General features: G+C 42.9%; 17 protein-coding genes and 1 pseudogene. 10 read left to right on the forward strand and 8 right to left on the reverse strand.

The features are described from left to right. Positions 1-82: 82 nt before the first annotated feature. Positions 83-358: a Txe/YoeB family addiction module toxin gene (locus FW774_RS00805; RefSeq protein ID WP_149346265.1), complete on the reverse strand. Its 276-nt coding sequence runs from the start codon at positions 356-358 to the stop codon at positions 83-85. Continuing rightward, the gene (locus tag FW774_RS00810; protein WP_149346266.1) at positions 349-546 is read right to left on the reverse strand and encodes a DUF2683 family protein; all 198 of its coding nucleotides are present in this window, start codon (positions 544-546) and stop codon (positions 349-351) included. The genes FW774_RS00805 and FW774_RS00810 overlap by 10 nt, the downstream gene beginning before the upstream one ends. A gap of 139 nt (positions 547-685) precedes the next feature. Here FW774_RS00810 and FW774_RS00815 point away from each other — a divergent pair, with 139 nt between their 5' ends. The 10 genes and pseudogenes from FW774_RS00815 to FW774_RS20815 all read left to right on the forward strand — a co-directional run bounded on the left by FW774_RS00815 (position 686) and on the right by FW774_RS20815 (position 9270). Then, the gene (locus tag FW774_RS00815) at positions 686-2200 is read left to right on the forward strand and encodes a MiaB/RimO family radical SAM methylthiotransferase (protein WP_149346267.1); all 1515 of its coding nucleotides are present in this window, start codon (positions 686-688) and stop codon (positions 2198-2200) included. A 37-nt stretch (positions 2201-2237) separates the two neighbouring features. Next, a pseudogene (locus FW774_RS20805) lies at positions 2238-2396 on the forward strand (four helix bundle protein); the annotation flags it as partial. A 34-nt stretch (positions 2397-2430) separates the two neighbouring features. Next, entirely contained in the window at positions 2431-2613 is a 183-nt protein-coding gene (locus FW774_RS20810) for a four helix bundle protein (protein WP_410522722.1), read from the forward strand. 27 nt (positions 2614-2640) lie between these two features. Then, positions 2641-3891 (forward strand): sigma-54 interaction domain-containing protein, encoded by a 1251-nt coding sequence (locus tag FW774_RS00830; RefSeq protein ID WP_149346269.1) that lies wholly within the window; start codon positions 2641-2643, stop codon positions 3889-3891. After that, on the forward strand, positions 3891-4409 hold the full coding sequence (locus FW774_RS00835) for an LptE family protein (RefSeq protein ID WP_149346270.1): 519 nt from the start codon (positions 3891-3893) through the stop codon (positions 4407-4409). The genes FW774_RS00830 and FW774_RS00835 overlap by 1 nt, the downstream gene beginning before the upstream one ends. Positions 4410-4444: 35 nt before the next feature. After that, complete coding sequence (locus FW774_RS00840; RefSeq protein ID WP_149346271.1) at positions 4445-5899, forward strand: hypothetical protein; 1455 nt, start codon at positions 4445-4447, stop codon at positions 5897-5899. A gap of 11 nt (positions 5900-5910) precedes the next feature. After that, entirely contained in the window at positions 5911-6249 is a 339-nt protein-coding gene (gene secG, locus FW774_RS00845; protein ID WP_149346272.1) for a preprotein translocase subunit SecG, read from the forward strand. A 249-nt stretch (positions 6250-6498) separates the two neighbouring features. Beyond that, complete coding sequence (gene groES / locus FW774_RS00850) at positions 6499-6774, forward strand: co-chaperone GroES (RefSeq protein WP_149346273.1); 276 nt, start codon at positions 6499-6501, stop codon at positions 6772-6774. A 154-nt stretch (positions 6775-6928) separates the two neighbouring features. Beyond that, on the forward strand, positions 6929-8572 hold the full coding sequence (gene groL, locus FW774_RS00855; RefSeq protein WP_149346274.1) for a chaperonin GroEL: 1644 nt from the start codon (positions 6929-6931) through the stop codon (positions 8570-8572). Positions 8573-9087: 515 nt separating this feature from the next. Continuing rightward, positions 9088-9270: a type II toxin-antitoxin system PemK/MazF family toxin gene (locus FW774_RS20815; protein WP_149346275.1), complete on the forward strand. Its 183-nt coding sequence runs from the start codon at positions 9088-9090 to the stop codon at positions 9268-9270. Between the two features lie 414 nt (positions 9271-9684). On the opposite strand, the gene FW774_RS00865 is transcribed toward FW774_RS20815, so the two are convergent. Genes FW774_RS00865 through FW774_RS00890 form a run of 6 tightly spaced genes read right to left on the reverse strand, consistent with a single transcriptional unit; the run spans position 9685 to position 15778 of the window. Then, positions 9685-11031 (reverse strand): DUF58 domain-containing protein, encoded by a 1347-nt coding sequence (locus tag FW774_RS00865; protein WP_149346276.1) that lies wholly within the window; start codon positions 11029-11031, stop codon positions 9685-9687. A 30-nt stretch (positions 11032-11061) separates the two neighbouring features. After that, a complete protein-coding gene (locus tag FW774_RS00870) occupies positions 11062-12039 on the reverse strand; it encodes an AAA family ATPase (RefSeq protein WP_149346277.1) in 978 nt (325 codons plus the stop codon). A 5-nt stretch (positions 12040-12044) separates the two neighbouring features. Next, complete coding sequence (locus tag FW774_RS00875) at positions 12045-13223, reverse strand: DUF4350 domain-containing protein (protein ID WP_149346278.1); 1179 nt, start codon at positions 13221-13223, stop codon at positions 12045-12047. Beyond that, entirely contained in the window at positions 13220-13930 is a 711-nt protein-coding gene (locus tag FW774_RS00880) for a DUF4129 domain-containing protein (protein ID WP_149346279.1), read from the reverse strand. Before FW774_RS00880 ends, FW774_RS00875 begins: the two co-directional genes overlap by 4 nt. Before the next feature lie 4 nt (positions 13931-13934). Continuing rightward, positions 13935-14825: a hypothetical protein gene (locus FW774_RS00885; protein WP_149346280.1), complete on the reverse strand. Its 891-nt coding sequence runs from the start codon at positions 14823-14825 to the stop codon at positions 13935-13937. Further along, a complete protein-coding gene (locus FW774_RS00890) occupies positions 14807-15778 on the reverse strand; it encodes a stage II sporulation protein M (RefSeq protein WP_149346281.1) in 972 nt (323 codons plus the stop codon). The genes FW774_RS00885 and FW774_RS00890 overlap by 19 nt, the downstream gene beginning before the upstream one ends. Positions 15779-15827: the final 49 nt, after the last annotated feature.

Consider the following 15827-nt stretch of genomic DNA (forward strand, 5'->3'; position numbering starts at 1 on the left):
CCAAAAAGCTCCCTGATTAAACCTGTAAACCTATCAAACAACTAATTTTGCTATGGTTGAAACGTAGATGATTTCGATATCGTTAATCTTTGTAATGGCCTCTTAGGGAAAATATTTCCAATATTGCAATTTGGTTATCGTTGTAAACCTCATATATAATTCTGTGCTCATGGTTTATTCTTCTCGACCATAACCCGGAAAGTTTGTGTTTCAGTGGTTCAGGTTTTCCAATACCTTCAAATGGATTTTCCTGAATAGCTTTTATCAGCATTGTAATTCTGTTTAGTATAGCTTTATTGCCGGATTTTCGCCATACAGCTATGTCATTTATTGCCTTGGGAGCAAAAATTACTTCCACAGTTCGTCAACGTTTACCTTTACCCCCTTGCCATTTTTTATATCTTCCCTGGCTTGCAGAATTTCCTTTACAAAATCTTCGTTGTAAGTATCTTTTTCTGTAGTAAAATCAATTTTCAACGCCTTAACGAAAGCTTTAATGGCTGCTAATTGCTCTTTGTTTTTAGGATGTAAAATTAAAGTTTCCATTTTATGCCATGTTAATTAAGCAAATATAACAAACTACCGCTCAAACTTAAGCAACCGTATTACTTGTGCCCGATACAATAAATCTGCCAATCTGTCATTTTGTTTAAAAAATAGTATTTTTGTACCCCAACATAAAATTATGGCTAATACAGCAACAAACGAATTAAGCTTCACAGAACTGCGTGTAAAGGGCGAGACGGATGAAGAACGCCAGGGTGAAGCGTTAATGCTTGAAACCAAACCGGCAAACAGCAATAACCGCAAACTGTATATAGAAAGCTACGGCTGCCAGATGAATTTTTCGGACAGTGAGATTGTAGCGTCCATCATGCAGGATACCGGATTTGAAACTACCCGGGATTACAAGGAAGCTGATGTGGTATTTATCAATACCTGCTCTATCCGCGAAAATGCGGAACAACGCGTACGTAACCGGCTAAAGGAGTTTGGTGCAGCCAAGGTGAAAAATCCGGGAATGATTGTAGGTGTGCTAGGCTGCATGGCCGAACGTCTGAAAGCTAAATTCCTGGAAGAAGAAAAGCTGGTTGATGTGGTGGTTGGCCCTGATGCTTACCGCGATTTGCCTAACCTCATTGAACAGGTTGACGATGGCAGCCGGGCAGTTAATGTGTTGCTTTCACGCGAAGAAACTTACGCCGATATTAATCCCGTAAGGTTAAATTCTAATGGAATTACAGCCTTTATATCTATTATGCGGGGTTGCGATAATATGTGCTCATTTTGCGTAGTTCCGTTTACACGGGGCCGTGAACGCAGCCGGGACCCGCAATCTATTATCGAAGAAGCCCGGCAATTGTATAACCAGGGTTATCGTGAAGTAACGCTATTGGGTCAAAATGTAGATTCGTACAAATGGAACCCGCAAACAAATAATGTTCTCCCCTCAGGAGAGGATTCAGCAGGGGCAATCTCCCTCTCCCGCCAGTTGGCGGGGCCGGGTGAGGCTGTAAACTTCGCTCAATTATTAGAAATGGTAGCATCAGTAGCTCCCGATTTACGTGTGCGTTTTTCAACCTCGCATCCTAAGGATATTACCGATGAAGTGCTGCACACCATGGTCCGCCATGATAATATCTGCAAGTACATTCATTTGCCTGTACAATCGGGCAACAGCCGTGTGCTGGAATTAATGAACCGCACCTACGACCGCGAATGGTATATAAACCGTATTGATGCTATCCGGCGGATTATCCCAACATGCGGTATTTCTACCGACGTGATTACCGGTTTCTGTACCGAAACCGAAGAAGAGCACCGGGAAACGCTGAGCATGATGGATTACGTGAAATATGATTATGCGTATATGTTCTCGTATTCAGAACGTCCGGGGACACTGGCGGCCAAGCGTTACGCGGATGATATTCCCGAGGAGGTGAAGAAACGTCGACTATCCGAAATTGTGAAAAAACAACAGGAACACTCGCACCTGCGTTTACAGCAACAGGTCGGCAAGCAGCATATAGTGCTGATTGAAGGGTTTTCGAAAAAATCAGACCAGGATTATTGCGGCCGCAACGACCAGAATGCGATGGTGGTTTTCCCGGTTGATGAACGGTACAAACCCGGCCAATACGTAACCGTTCTGGCAGAACGTTGTACTACAGCTACGTTGATTGGGAAAATTGTTGAGTAGGAACAAGAGGCAAGAAACGAGAGCCAAGAAGCAAGACATGGAGCATAATTTTAAGAACCTGAAAATCTGGCAAAAATCAATGGATTTGGTAGACTTAGCCTATGCCTTTTGTGATGGCTTACCTAAAAATGAGCGCTATAATCTTATAGACCAGATAACCAGAGCAGCTTGCTCCATTCCATCAAACATTGCCGAAGGCTCGGGTAACGCAGTAAACTGCAATTTGCAGAATATCTTTCTATTCACTTTCGTCATCGTACGAATTAGAGACACAATTGCTTATCTGCTCACGCAGAAAGTATGGCATACAAGAAAACTTACATCAATGCTTAGAGTTAGTTGTTGAGATACAGAAAATGTTATTTGCTTTCAGAAAATCTGTTGCAGAGGCTGAACAAAATCTTGTTTCTTGATTCTTAGCTCTTGATTCTAACGTTATTATGGACATTCAGGATATAAAAAATCGTTTCGGAATAATTGGCAACTCGCCGTTGCTTAACCGTGCCATTGATATAGCACGTCAGGTTGCCCCTACTGATATTTCTGTACTGATTACCGGCGAAAGCGGTAGCGGTAAGGAAGTATTTTCGCACATTATACATTCATTGAGCGCCCGCAAGCATGGGCCTTTTATCGCGGTAAACTGCGGCGCTATCCCCGAAGGTACTATTGATTCTGAACTGTTCGGGCACGAAAAAGGCTCATTTACCGGTGCGCACGAAGCCCGTAAAGGTTACTTTGAAGTAGTAGATGGCGGAACTATATTTTTAGATGAGGTAGCCGAGCTTCCGCTGGGAACACAAGCCCGACTGCTGCGTGTGCTTGAAACCGGCGAATACCTGCGTGTAGGTTCATCAAAAGTGCAAAAAACCAATGTACGGGTAATTGCAGCCACTAATGTGGATGTGTTTGATGCCGTAAAAAATGGCAAATTTCGCGAGGATTTGTATTACCGTTTAAATACCGTTCCTTTAAAAATACCGGCATTGCGTGACCGTAAAGAAGATATCTACCTGATATTCCGCAAATTCATAGCCGATTTTACCGACAAATACCGTAGCCCTTCCGTTCAGTTAACTGAAGACGCACAGCAGCTGCTCACAAATTACAGCTGGCCCGGCAACGTGCGGCAGCTGAAAAATATAGCCGAGCAAATAGCCGTTCTTGAGCGGGAACGTACCGTTAACGCCCAAACGCTGGCTACCTATCTTCCGCCCGAAACACCGGGAAGCAACCTGCCCATGCGCATCAACCCGCAGGGCAGCGAGGATTTATCTGAACGCGATATTCTTTATAAGGTGCTGTTCGATATGAAACGCGACATGGTCGAGCTGAAAAAGCTGGTGGCCGAAATTATTAAAAACGGAGGCAATGCAGCCAACATTGAGAATCCGCATCTCATTACCCAGCTTTACCGGGATTTGGAATTACCTGTTAACGGAGATAATACCACACCCCAACCAACGTTAACTATCCGCCAGCCAGCCCATAACCCGGATAAAACCGATTATGGCATTACACACGATGCTGAGGAAGTGGAAGAGGAATCGCTATCGCTGATTGAAAAAGAGTCAGACCTGATAAAAAAAGCATTGAAAAAGCATCGCGGTAAACGCAAGCTGGCAGCCCAGGAATTGGGTATTTCCGAACGTACGCTATACCGTAAAATCAAAGAGTTAGACCTGAACTGATGAACATCGCAATAAAAAAGACATACGGATTTTTCCTATTACCGTTGCTGTTGTTAACTCAGTCGTGTGGCATTTATTCATTTACGGGAGCATCCATTCCGCCCGAAATGAAAACCGTATCGGTACAATTCTTTGAAAATAATGCGCCCCTGGTTGTACCGTCGTTAAGTCAGGATTTTACCGAGGCATTAAAAGAACGCGTACGCAATCAAACCAGCCTGAGCATGGTGCGTACCGATGCCGATGCTAATTTCGAGGGTCGCATAACGGATTACAGCATAAAACCTACCGCCATAACCGGTAATTCAATTGCCGCACAGAACAGGCTCACCATAACCGTAAGCGTTAAGTTTACCAATACGGTAAAACCTGAGCTGAGTTTTGAGCAGTCGTTTAGCCGTTTTAAAGATTTTTCGTTAAGTAACGGCTCGATAGAATCACAGCAGAATGGTCTTATCAGGGATATTAACCAGATGCTGACTGAAGATATTTTTAACCGGGCTTTTGCCAATTGGTAAGCAATTTTGTAGTTTCAAGCCCCAAACCAAGCAGTGTGGAACAAAACAACAGCGAGATATTTAACCAAATCCTGACAGAATACCTTCAAAACCCTGTACAGGGCAGTAATGCCCATACAGAAACGTTAGAAGCACTACTGGAGAAATATCCGTACTGTCAGCCCGTTAAGTTTTTATATGCTGCTGCAAAAGTAAACACGCCTGAGTTTGAAGATTATTTACCGCAGGCGGCTGCCTATGCGCCGCAACGCGAATTGCTGCATGATTTTATAACTAATCCCGAACAGTTTAAGCTGGAACCGGAAGAACCCATCGCGATTACTGAACCAGAAGAAACTGCCGTTGATGCTGCTACCATTACAACCGGAAGCAGCATAGAACCGGAACCGCACAACTTCGTCGTAGTTGAGGAAGAGCCTGTTTTTGACGAAATATCGGAGATTGAAGAGGCCGCAATTTTTGCCGATACAGAAATCCACAAAGATGATATCGTTGCCGATTATCTTATCGGACATTCGGAACAGGAAGAGCAGCAACATCAGGAAGAAGAGCAACCGGAGCAATCGTCTGAAGCAGAAGATGATGTTAATGGTCAGCCTGAAATCAACGAACCTGCAATAGAGGAACCTGTTTCTGCCAGTACAGAAATACCTGAAAACACCGCGGCTGCCGGTTATTTTCATCCGGAACAGGAAGAACAGGCACAAACTGAAATAGCAGAAGAAGAAATTCGCGAACCCGAACCGGAAAAAGCTGTTCATCATCACGTAGAGACGATTATCCCCGACGAGGAAAACCTCCTGACCGAGACAGAAAAACCCGATGTCTTTGAATCTACATCGGTCAACGTTACAGCAGATGAAGCTCCGCTCGTAATTGATAACCTGGCGGCAGCAGATTATTTCGTTTTCGACCGCTCGTCTGTCGACCCCCTGCAGCATGAAGAAGCCGGGACTCTGCAAGCCATTGAAACAACCGAAGACCATACCGAAGTATCAAAATATCATGATGATGCACTACCCTACAGCTTTTTATGGTGGCTGCACAAAACCCGGCATGAGCACGCCGACACGTATCAGCCTTATGCCTCGTTTACATTGGATACCTCACAGCCCATTAAGCGGATTGAAAACCCGGAGCTGAACCAGCAGATCATAGAAAATATCTTCCATCAGCATACGCCGGTAGAGAATATGGATTATACCATTACGCCGGTAAAGCATAAAGAAGATGATATTATTGAGCGGTTTATTAAAGAAGAACCGCAGATACGTCCGCCGCGACCCGAGAAGATTGACAACGAGAACAAGGCTCGTAAAAGTGCCGAAGACCATAATGACCTGGTATCAGAAACACTGGCAAAAATCTACATCGACCAAATGCTTTATCACAAAGCCATAGACATTTACAAAAAATTAAGTTTGAAATTTCCGGAAAAAAGCGCTTACTTTGCCGACCAGATTTCTGAATTAGAAAAGAAACAACATTAATTTCAAAAGATATGTATATCCTGTTAGTAATTCTGGCCATTCTTGTTTGCGTATTGCTGGGCCTGATTGTGTTAATCCAGAATCCAAAAGGCGGTGGTCTTTCATCCGGTTTTGCCGGTTCTAATAATATTATGGGCGTACAACGTACCGGAGATTTTCTTGAAAAAGGAACCTGGGTACTTAGTATTTCGCTGATGGTGCTGGCTTTATTGATTAATATTACCATACCTAAGCATTCGGGTGCCAATAACGCAAACGATGAAATACAGAAGCAGATTAACAAGCCCGCTGCTGCACCCATATTGCCGCAAACACTTCCGGGCGCAACAACAGATACCAGCAAAAAATAATCTTTAAAGAAGGTTCGATATAAAATGGCATACAGGCATTACTGTATGCCATTTATATTTTCAGCCGTCAGACATCAAAAAATTTGTCATCAATAACTGACAGCTTGACACCGGAACCTAAAAACTATAACATCCGGCTGAACCAAAAAATGAAATTTTGACAAGCATTTACAGGCTTGTAACCTTTATATGGCATTTGGCACAATTACTGATGCCAACAAGGCAAACTAAAAATAAAATCATTACACTATGGCATTGAATATTAAACCTATTGCAGACAGAGTGGTAGTTGAAGCTGCTCCTGCGGAAGAGAAAACTGCTTCAGGTCTTTACATTCCTGACACTGCTAAAGAAAAACCACAAAGAGGAACTGTTGTTGCTGTTGGCGATGGCAAGAAAGATGAGCCCTTAACTGTTAAAGTTGGCGATCAGGTATTGTATGGTAAATATTCCGGCACTGAGATCACCTATGAAGGCAAGGAATATTTAATTATGCGTGAGTCTGATATTTATGCAATTCTGTAAGAGATATTAGATTTAGGTATGAGATATGAGCATATCCATATCAAGAACAAATATCCGTTAATACAAGTAATAAAAACTTTTAGTAAAACCAGGATTTAGCTGCTGAGCGTACAAGCCTCACATCTAAAATCTCACATCTAAAATCTCAAAAAAAATGGCAAAACAAGTTAAATACAACGTTGAAGCTCGCGACGCCCTGAAAAGAGGCGTGGATATTTTAGCCAATGCGGTTAAAGTAACCCTTGGTCCAAAAGGCCGTAATGTAATTATTGATAAAAAATTCGGTTCGCCGGCAATTACCAAAGATGGTGTAACCGTGGCAAAAGAAATTGAGCTGAAAGACCCTGTAGAAAACATGGGTGCTCAGATGGTGAAAGAAGTTGCTTCTAAAACTGCCGACATTGCCGGTGACGGAACAACTACCGCTACCGTTTTAGCTCAGGCTATTGTTACTGCCGGTATTAAAAACGTTGCTGCCGGTGCAAATCCAATGGATTTGAAACGCGGTATTGATAAAGCTGTTGCTGCCGTGGTTGAAAACCTGAAAAAACAATCGCAAACCGTTGGCGAAGACAACAACAAGATCAAACAGGTTGGTGCTATCTCTGCCAATAATGATGAAGTTATCGGTGGCCTGATTGCCGAAGCGATGAGCAAAGTTGGCAAAGACGGCGTAATTACCGTTGAAGAAGCAAAAGGTACCGAAACCGAAGTTAAAACTGTTGAAGGTATGCAGTTTGACCGCGGATATCTTTCACCTTACTTCGTTACCAACACCGATAAAATGGAAGCAGAGTTAGAGAATCCTTATATCCTGATCTACGATAAAAAGATCAGCAACATGAAGGAATTGCTTCCTATCCTTGAAAAACAAGTACAAACCGGCAAACCATTATTAATTATCGCCGAAGACCTTGATGGAGAAGCTTTAGCTACATTAGTGGTAAACAAAATACGTGGCTCGCTGAAAGTTGCTGCTGTTAAAGCTCCGGGCTTTGGCGACCGTCGTAAAGCTATGCTGGAAGATATCGCCATCTTAACCGGTGGTACCGTTATCTCTGAAGAAAGAGGCTTTAAATTAGAAAATGCTGACCTTTCTTACTTAGGTCAGGCAGAAAAAGTAGTAGTTGACAAAGACAACACTACCATTATCAATGGTTCCGGCAACGCCGATGATATCAAAGGACGTGTTAATCAGATCAAAGCTCAGATTGAAACTACCACTTCAGACTACGATAAAGAAAAACTACAGGAACGTCTGGCTAAATTAGCCGGTGGTGTTGCTGTACTGTACGTAGGTGCAGCTTCTGAGGTTGAGATGAAAGAGAAAAAAGACCGCGTGGATGATGCCTTACATGCTACCCGTGCAGCGGTAGAAGAAGGTATTGTTGCCGGTGGTGGTGTCGCATTTATCCGTGCTATTGAATCATTAAACGGATTAAAAGGCGCTAACGAAGACGAAACTACCGGTATCCAGATTGTTAAACGTGCCATTGAAGAGCCGTTACGTCAAATCTGCGAAAATGCCGGTATCGAAGGTTCTATCGTGGTTCAGAAAGTTAAAGAAGGCCAAGCTGATTACGGTTATAATGCCCGCACAGATTCTTATGAGAACCTGATTGGCGCCGGTGTTATTGACCCGACTAAAGTTAGCCGTGTTGCTTTAGAAAACGCTGCTTCTATTGCATCTATGCTGTTAACCACCGAGTGTGTGTTGGCAGATGAGCCAGAAGAAGATAAAGGCGGTCATGGCGCTGGTATGCCTTCAATGGGCGGCGGCATGGGCGGCATGATGTAATTCAAGCCAAAAGGCCTAAACAAAACCCCTTCGTAATCAATTACGAAGGGGTTTTGTATTTAAATCAGACTTCCGAAGTTTTCTTGTCGCTTGCAAATTAAACTCCGGAAGTCTGTTATAGTTTTGATGGCGCTCGTTTATAACGAAGATTATAATTAAGTGTTGGCTCGTAAAAGAGACCAACCAGGGGAATAGAGAGCTTTAATTGAACTATACACCTTCCGGTATATTTTGTATTTTTGTAATAGCATCTCACAAAAGATGATTTTATGGCAACACGGACAATTAAGCATTCGGATGAAGCATTAGCATTTTGGACGCTCTTCAAGGCAATGAAACCAAAGATAAAGAAAGAGGTGCGTGATATAATCATAAATGAAACCGAGATGGATGATATGGATACCAACGAGTTATCAACAGATATAATGACCAATATATCTATCGATACATTTCGTAATCTTTGGGATTCTCCCCGAAAATGATCACTGGAATGAGTTTATCAAAAAACATCTGCAATGTACCGACAAGGAGATATAATTGCAGTACATTATCCATTAACTGATAAACCTGCTAAATCCAAGCTCAGACCTGCCTTGGTGGTATCTAATTACACCAGTAATAAATTGGACAGTGATTTGTTGGTATGTCCCAATCACCACCAAAATCCGTCAGTCTGCATTCTCTTACTTATTGAATGATAAAGATCTCACACAGCCGCTGCTTCGTGAAAGTGAAGTACGTTGCAATAAAATCATGACCATTCGTATTTGGGATAAACAAATCGTTGGTAAACTTAGCGAAGTCACTCCCGAAGCATTGACCAAAATCCTTCAACTGGTAAAAAATACATTTTAAAGTGTGGCGGCAAGAGATGCCTGGCTGTAACTGTTAGTTTGTAGGGACAATCTGTTACCTTCTCCCTCAACCTGTGTGCAAAACAGGACAACTCTTTATCCCTACAAGTTGTTTCACGCCAATATAAAGCGTATTCTGTGGCTCTGGCATTATTTTTATCCTGTTACAGGTATTATGAAAAAGTTCATTCAAAAACGCACACGGATCTTCGAGTGGATGGTATTGGAAGCTCCACAATTACTGATCTCAATTATTAACTAAATGCGTTGCCTGGCTTTGATCTCCAGGTAACTGTTTATAACGTTTACGGTAAGGTTCTGGGGATTCGTTAGAATGGTTTGGATACCATACCGGTTAAGCTCTTTAGCAATCAGCCTCTTCTCATAGATAAATTTTTCGGCAACAGTTTTAATATAAATACCCTCAACATCTGTTGCTGGTTCATCGGCAAGCTGCCGGAGTTCGGTATTCTCGAAAAACACGACCAGCAATAAATGAAAACGTGCTATTTTTTTCAGGTATGGAAGCTGCCGGTGCATAGCGGGCATACTTTCATAATTGGTAAAGAGCACCACCAGGCTGCGCTGCTTTAATGTAGAACGCACAACACTGTACAGTGCTTCCATATTTATTTCAAGATAACGTGTTTTTTCGCGGTACAATACTTCCAGTATCCTATTCAACTGTACCGCTTTACGGTCGGCCTGGATAACGGCCCCTAAAGTTTCCGATACGGTAATTAGCCCGGCTTTATCGTCTTTAAGCAAGGCGATATTTGATAATACCAGGCTGGCGTTAATAGCATAATCGAGCAGGCTTAACCCTTCAAAGGGCATCTTCATCGCCCTGGATTTATCAATTACGCAGTAAACCTGTTGCGATCTTTCATCTGTAAATGAATTAACCATTAAATTGCCATGCCGGGCGGTGGCTTTCCAGTTTACCGTGCGATAATCATCACCCGAAACATAATTTTTGATCTGCTCAAATTCAAGACTATTGCCCAGCCGGCGAATCCTTTTTATGCCAAACTCGCTAAGCCGGTTGGATATGGCCATAAGCTCGTACTTACGCATTTGCAAAAAAGACGGATATACCGGCAGCATTTCTGCCTGTCCCAGATTGTACCGCCTCCTGATTAACGCAAGCGGCGATTGAACATACACCCGTATAATACCAAAATGATATTCACCCCGCTTGGTGGGACGTAAAAAATAGCTGATGATCTTATGCTGCCCCGCTTTAAGATGTGTTTCAAACCAGAGGTCACGCTTTTGAAACTGAAAGGGAATTTCATCAATGATCCCAATATCTACCGCAAAAGGATAGCTGTTCTCAATGTATATCCCCAATTCGTTCTCATCGCCGTTACTAAGTCTTTCCGGGGCGCTTCGCTGGGCGAAAATGTTATCTCCGGAACGGTACAATAAACCCAGATCAATAGCCAACAGTACAATGAGACATATCAGGAACAGGTACGGAATATCGCTGAGCCATGGAAAAAAGAAGGCCAGAAGGAAAAGAACCACTGAACATCCCAATCCGAAAAACAACCTTTTTCCGAGGAATAGATTACGATAAAACTTATCAAACAGTGTCTTCAATGTATCGGATTATGAGACTCAACATTCATCTTACCTGGGAACTTCAACCTTATGAATTACCTGCGTAATAACATCATCAGGAGTCAGCCCTTCCATTTCTTTATCCGGAGTGAGCATAATACGGTGCCGCAATACAGCAGGCATCACTTCTATAATATCATCTGGCGTAACAAAATCACGCCCTTTGATAGCGGCAAGTGCTTTTGCCCCGTTTGCAACAGCCAGCGAAGCCCGTGGTGAGCCACCCAGGTATAATGATTTATTGTTCCTGGTTTCGTGAATTATCTTTGCAATAAACTCCAGTATAACAGGCTCAATATAAAGTCCGCGTACCTGGCTGCGATATTCCAGTATCTGTGCAGCAGTAAGCACAGGCTCAATTTCCTGCAATTGCCCGGCAGTATTCTGCTGATGATGCTGCACCAGTATGGCGGTTTCTTCTTCCAATGTGGGGTATTTTACTTCTATCTTGAAAAGAAAACGGTCAAGCTGCGCTTCAGGAAGCCGGTAAGTGCCTTCCTGGTCTATTGGGTTTTGCGTGGCCAGTACCATAAAGGGTTCTTCCATACGATACGTGTTCCCATCAATAGTAACCTGGCGTTCTTCCATTACTTCAAACAAGGCAGATTGTGTTTTGGCAGGCGCCCGGTTAATTTCATCAACCAGGATGATATTACCGAATACGGGCCCGGGCTTGAACTCAAAATCCGACTGCCGGGGATTAAAAACGGACGTTCCCAGCACATCAGAGGGCATCAGATCGGGGGTGAATTGTATCCGCGAAAACCGGGCGTTGATGCACCGGGCGATCAGCTTGGCAGTAAGCGTTTTAGCAACTCCGGGCACACCTTCAATCAGAATATGCCCGTCGGCAAGAATACCGGCCAGCAGCAGGTTGATCATATCCTGCTGACCTACAATTACCTTTGCCAGCATATTTTTAATCTCCGTTACAGCGTTATTTAGCTGGCTGAGATCGGTGCGGTGCTCAAAATTTTCCTGTTCCATAACGTTTATCGTGAATGCTTATAAAAATTTTCAATGCAGGTGTTTAGCTCTATTAATTCGCGATCTGATATCCGCGTATTTGATTTTACCATGCTGATATACATCATCAGCTGGTCTGTCAGCTCTTTATCAATGGCGGCTTTGTTCATTAGCTGCTCTGCAAATTGCCGGTTTATATCGTTGGTTTTAATATGGTAAGCTGAGCGGATATGATCGAGCAGGTACACTATTTTCTTTTCGGCGATGTTCCGGTTATTACGTTGCTGATAGTATACCTGTCCTACCACGTTGACAAATTCTACCGATGTATTGGTCATGGGATCTGCTACCGAAATGATACGCTGCCGGCGCTTCATCTGGTAAATAACATAGGCCAGCAAACTGAATATGGTCAGGTAATATGCCCATCGCAGTTCCGCATATTTGAAAAATACCCGTAAAGGCGCCTGTTCATCTTCATTTCCAAGAGTTGCATATTCATCCCATATCAATGTATTGGCCGGATTTAAGCAGGATAACACTCTTTCAACATACGCAGCTTCCTGCGGCCTTAGTAAGCTATAGTTGGTGAACAGCAACGGGCAGGCAGAGAGATAAATAGTACCCCGGCCATACTCATATTTAATAAGATTACTGTGCCCGTTCTGGTTAACGCCCAGCACTATTGCCTTTGTTGTATCAAACTTGCTGAAATACTGGCGACCCAGATCATCTTCTACCGGATAGCCGGTAACTGTTTTTAACGATGGATTTGTAAAATTTAATGTTATTTCTTTACCGGATGAGCTGGACTCGCTGTTTATACGAATACGTAAGGAATCTGTCAGGGCGCTGCCCGGATAAAAGCAGGCCAGCAATACCTGGTTTCCGGCTTTTGCAAAAGCCGTTAGCTGGCCGAAATCGTATTGATCCATATTTATCCTCGGAGCGATGATCAGGTAGTTGGCCGACCGGAATTGCTGCTCCTTTAGCATGTTATAAACAGGCAAACGGGTTGAGATAATATCGCTCTGCGGAAAGATATCTTTAAGCTGCTGGTACAGGATAAATGTTCCATAAGGAATTTTATCTGTTCTGACAAAGGTAGGCGTCCAGTTGGTTGGCTCGGGCTTATAATATTGCGCTACCAGGTACACTATCAGCAAAAGCGAGCAGATTGCGATATAGACTCTTAAACTTTTCAAGCTCTTGACTGATTAAATTGCTGAAATGCGCTGTGTATCTGGCCAAATGTAGCCTGGTCGACCGGGAAATCGCCGTACCAGATATATTCAAACCGGCGGGTAAGCAGGCTGAATTGTTCCCGTTTTGCAGGATTTTTAATTTCATTAACATAGGCCGAATTGGTTTTGTCGGACTGCCAGCGGATAACGCCGGAATCATGTAATTTTTTAAGGGCATGCAAATAAAGTAACCGGACGGCTAAGCGGTAATTATGCAATTGAACGGCTTTTTCAATCTCATCTGCAAAGCTGATCTCATGAATATTTTCAAGCGATTCTTCGTACGGAACGGGTATATCTTCCGGTTTTCCGATAAACAATTTCAGATCGAGCCCAAAAAATTTTATTGCCAGAAATACAATGGCCGAAACACCAATAATCAGCAGAATATATTTAAGCGCAGAGCCTGTTCCCTGACCAATGCTTATGCTGTTTATCATTTGCCAGATCCTTAGCCAGAATCTTTCCCACCAGCTTAAACCGGCATCAACAGCTTGAGCATCGTAGCGAAATTCTTTTTGCAGCCTGTATTCTGTTAGCGATGCCCGGTTAAAATGCCTTACAGTAACGTTAGTGCTATCCACAATAAATTTCTGCGGTTTCTGAGCGTAAGCATTAAAACCGGTAGCTACACATATCCATAAAACCGTATAAACAATCAGCCTCATGGTATTAATATTCTTCAGACAAGGTATCGGGCTTTGTACCGCTATTACCTAAGGTACTAATACGCTCCATTAAGCCTGTTCCATCCTTCTGCTCGGCCAGGCTGAAATAACACAGGCTGACGCCAATAACGGGTATGACCATAAAGATATGGCAGATACCATTGATCACTGCCGAAATGAACGTAAATGTTAAGGTCAATTCTGGTTTAGTTTGGCTGAACATACTGACGGTTTGCATTAAGATGGCGGGCAGCGAAACCAGCGACATGCAGGCATAAGCGATCAACCAGATGATAAGCAGGGTGCCGAAAGTTACCCACCAGTTATTTTTTATGAGGCTATAGCTCCGGTCAAAGGAATAACGCAGCGTACCATTTTCCAGTACCATTACCGGGTAAACAAGTGATATGATGGGGAATAAGTATATCCCGGGAACAAGGCACAGCATTATGGCAATTACTAATGCAATGCCCAGAAGAGTTACGCTGCCCAGTATCCGCATAAAAAAGTACCTGAAATAACTCCATACCTCCTCTACCGAAGGCGCCTGCTTACCTTTTTCAAGATATAAGCTGATGTACGAAAGCACGGTTCCGGTAATTGCTGTATAATTCAGTAAAGCAAAAAATATTACCATTGCGTATTCCCATCCCATATAACTGCTAATGCGTGTATTTCTGCCGGGATACTGTCCACTTCCGGTTTCATTAACCAGGTGAACTACTTTGTTTTGCTGGATAGCTGTAGCCAGAACGCTTCCCAGAATAAAGACGCCGCACAGTATGAAAAAGACCTTTAATAAGGGCTTCAGATTCTGTTTGGCAAAGACAAACGTATCGTTAATGATTGCGCCAAAATCACGTATTTGCCTGAGTTCTATTTTTTCTTCTTCCATGATATGGTGTTGGTTAAGTTGCCGTTTAGTTTTGCCGGGTATATTATCACATACCAGATCATAAATATCAGCGATGATGCCAAAATGCTTATGCTAAGCCAGGCCGGCATTTCGGTATGCCGGGTTACAAAACCTTCAAAAAATGCTGCTGTAATAATAATTGGAATTATGCCTAAGGCTATTTTCATGCCGTCTTTTGCACCGCGTTTGAAAGATTCCATACGCTTATACGTTTTAGGGAACAATAAGCCGTTACCCAGGATCAGCCCGGCCGCTCCTGCAATAATAATGGCCGAAATTTCCAGCGTTCCGTGTATCCAGATAACCAATATGGATTGCATACCCAGCCCTCTGCTGAAAAAATAATATTCAAATGAGCCAAGCATAATGCCATTACGCATCAGCGATACAATGGCTCCTACCGAGAGAAATATACCGCTTACAAACGTGTACAAAGCAACCCAAATGTTATTGGCAGCAATAGCTATAAACATGAACGCCTCGCCTTCCTGCTTGTACACACCAAATGGATCGCCTTTGGCAATATTTTCATTGGTCATATTAACGTACTCGTTACCCAGTATAAGGCGCACAAAGCGATCGTCGTAACGGGCGGAAATAATACCTATACCTACTGATACGATGAAAAAGATAAAAGCATACAACAGCTGATTGCGGTATTGAAAAAACAAAAGCGGCAATTCCTGTTTCCAGAACAGGAGAAAGCGGTTAGATCGTTCTTTTTTATTTTTATAGATGGATTGATGAAACCGTGATGCTATACCGTTAAGGTACCGGGTGGTTTTAGATTTGGGGTAAAATGTTTTGGCAAAAGCCAGATCGTTGGTCAGGTCAATAAAACAACCGGCCAGCTCGTCCGGGTCAGCTCCATTAAACTGTTCATACCGTTTCCATTTCTCGGCATTTTGCTTTACAAATAATGCTTCTCTCATGGTAACCCCTAACCAATTTTTTGGTTAAAATAATTACAATATTTTAATC

The organism is Pedobacter sp. BS3, assembly GCF_008274585.1.
Classification (GTDB): domain Bacteria; phylum Bacteroidota; class Bacteroidia; order Sphingobacteriales; family Sphingobacteriaceae; genus Hufsiella_A.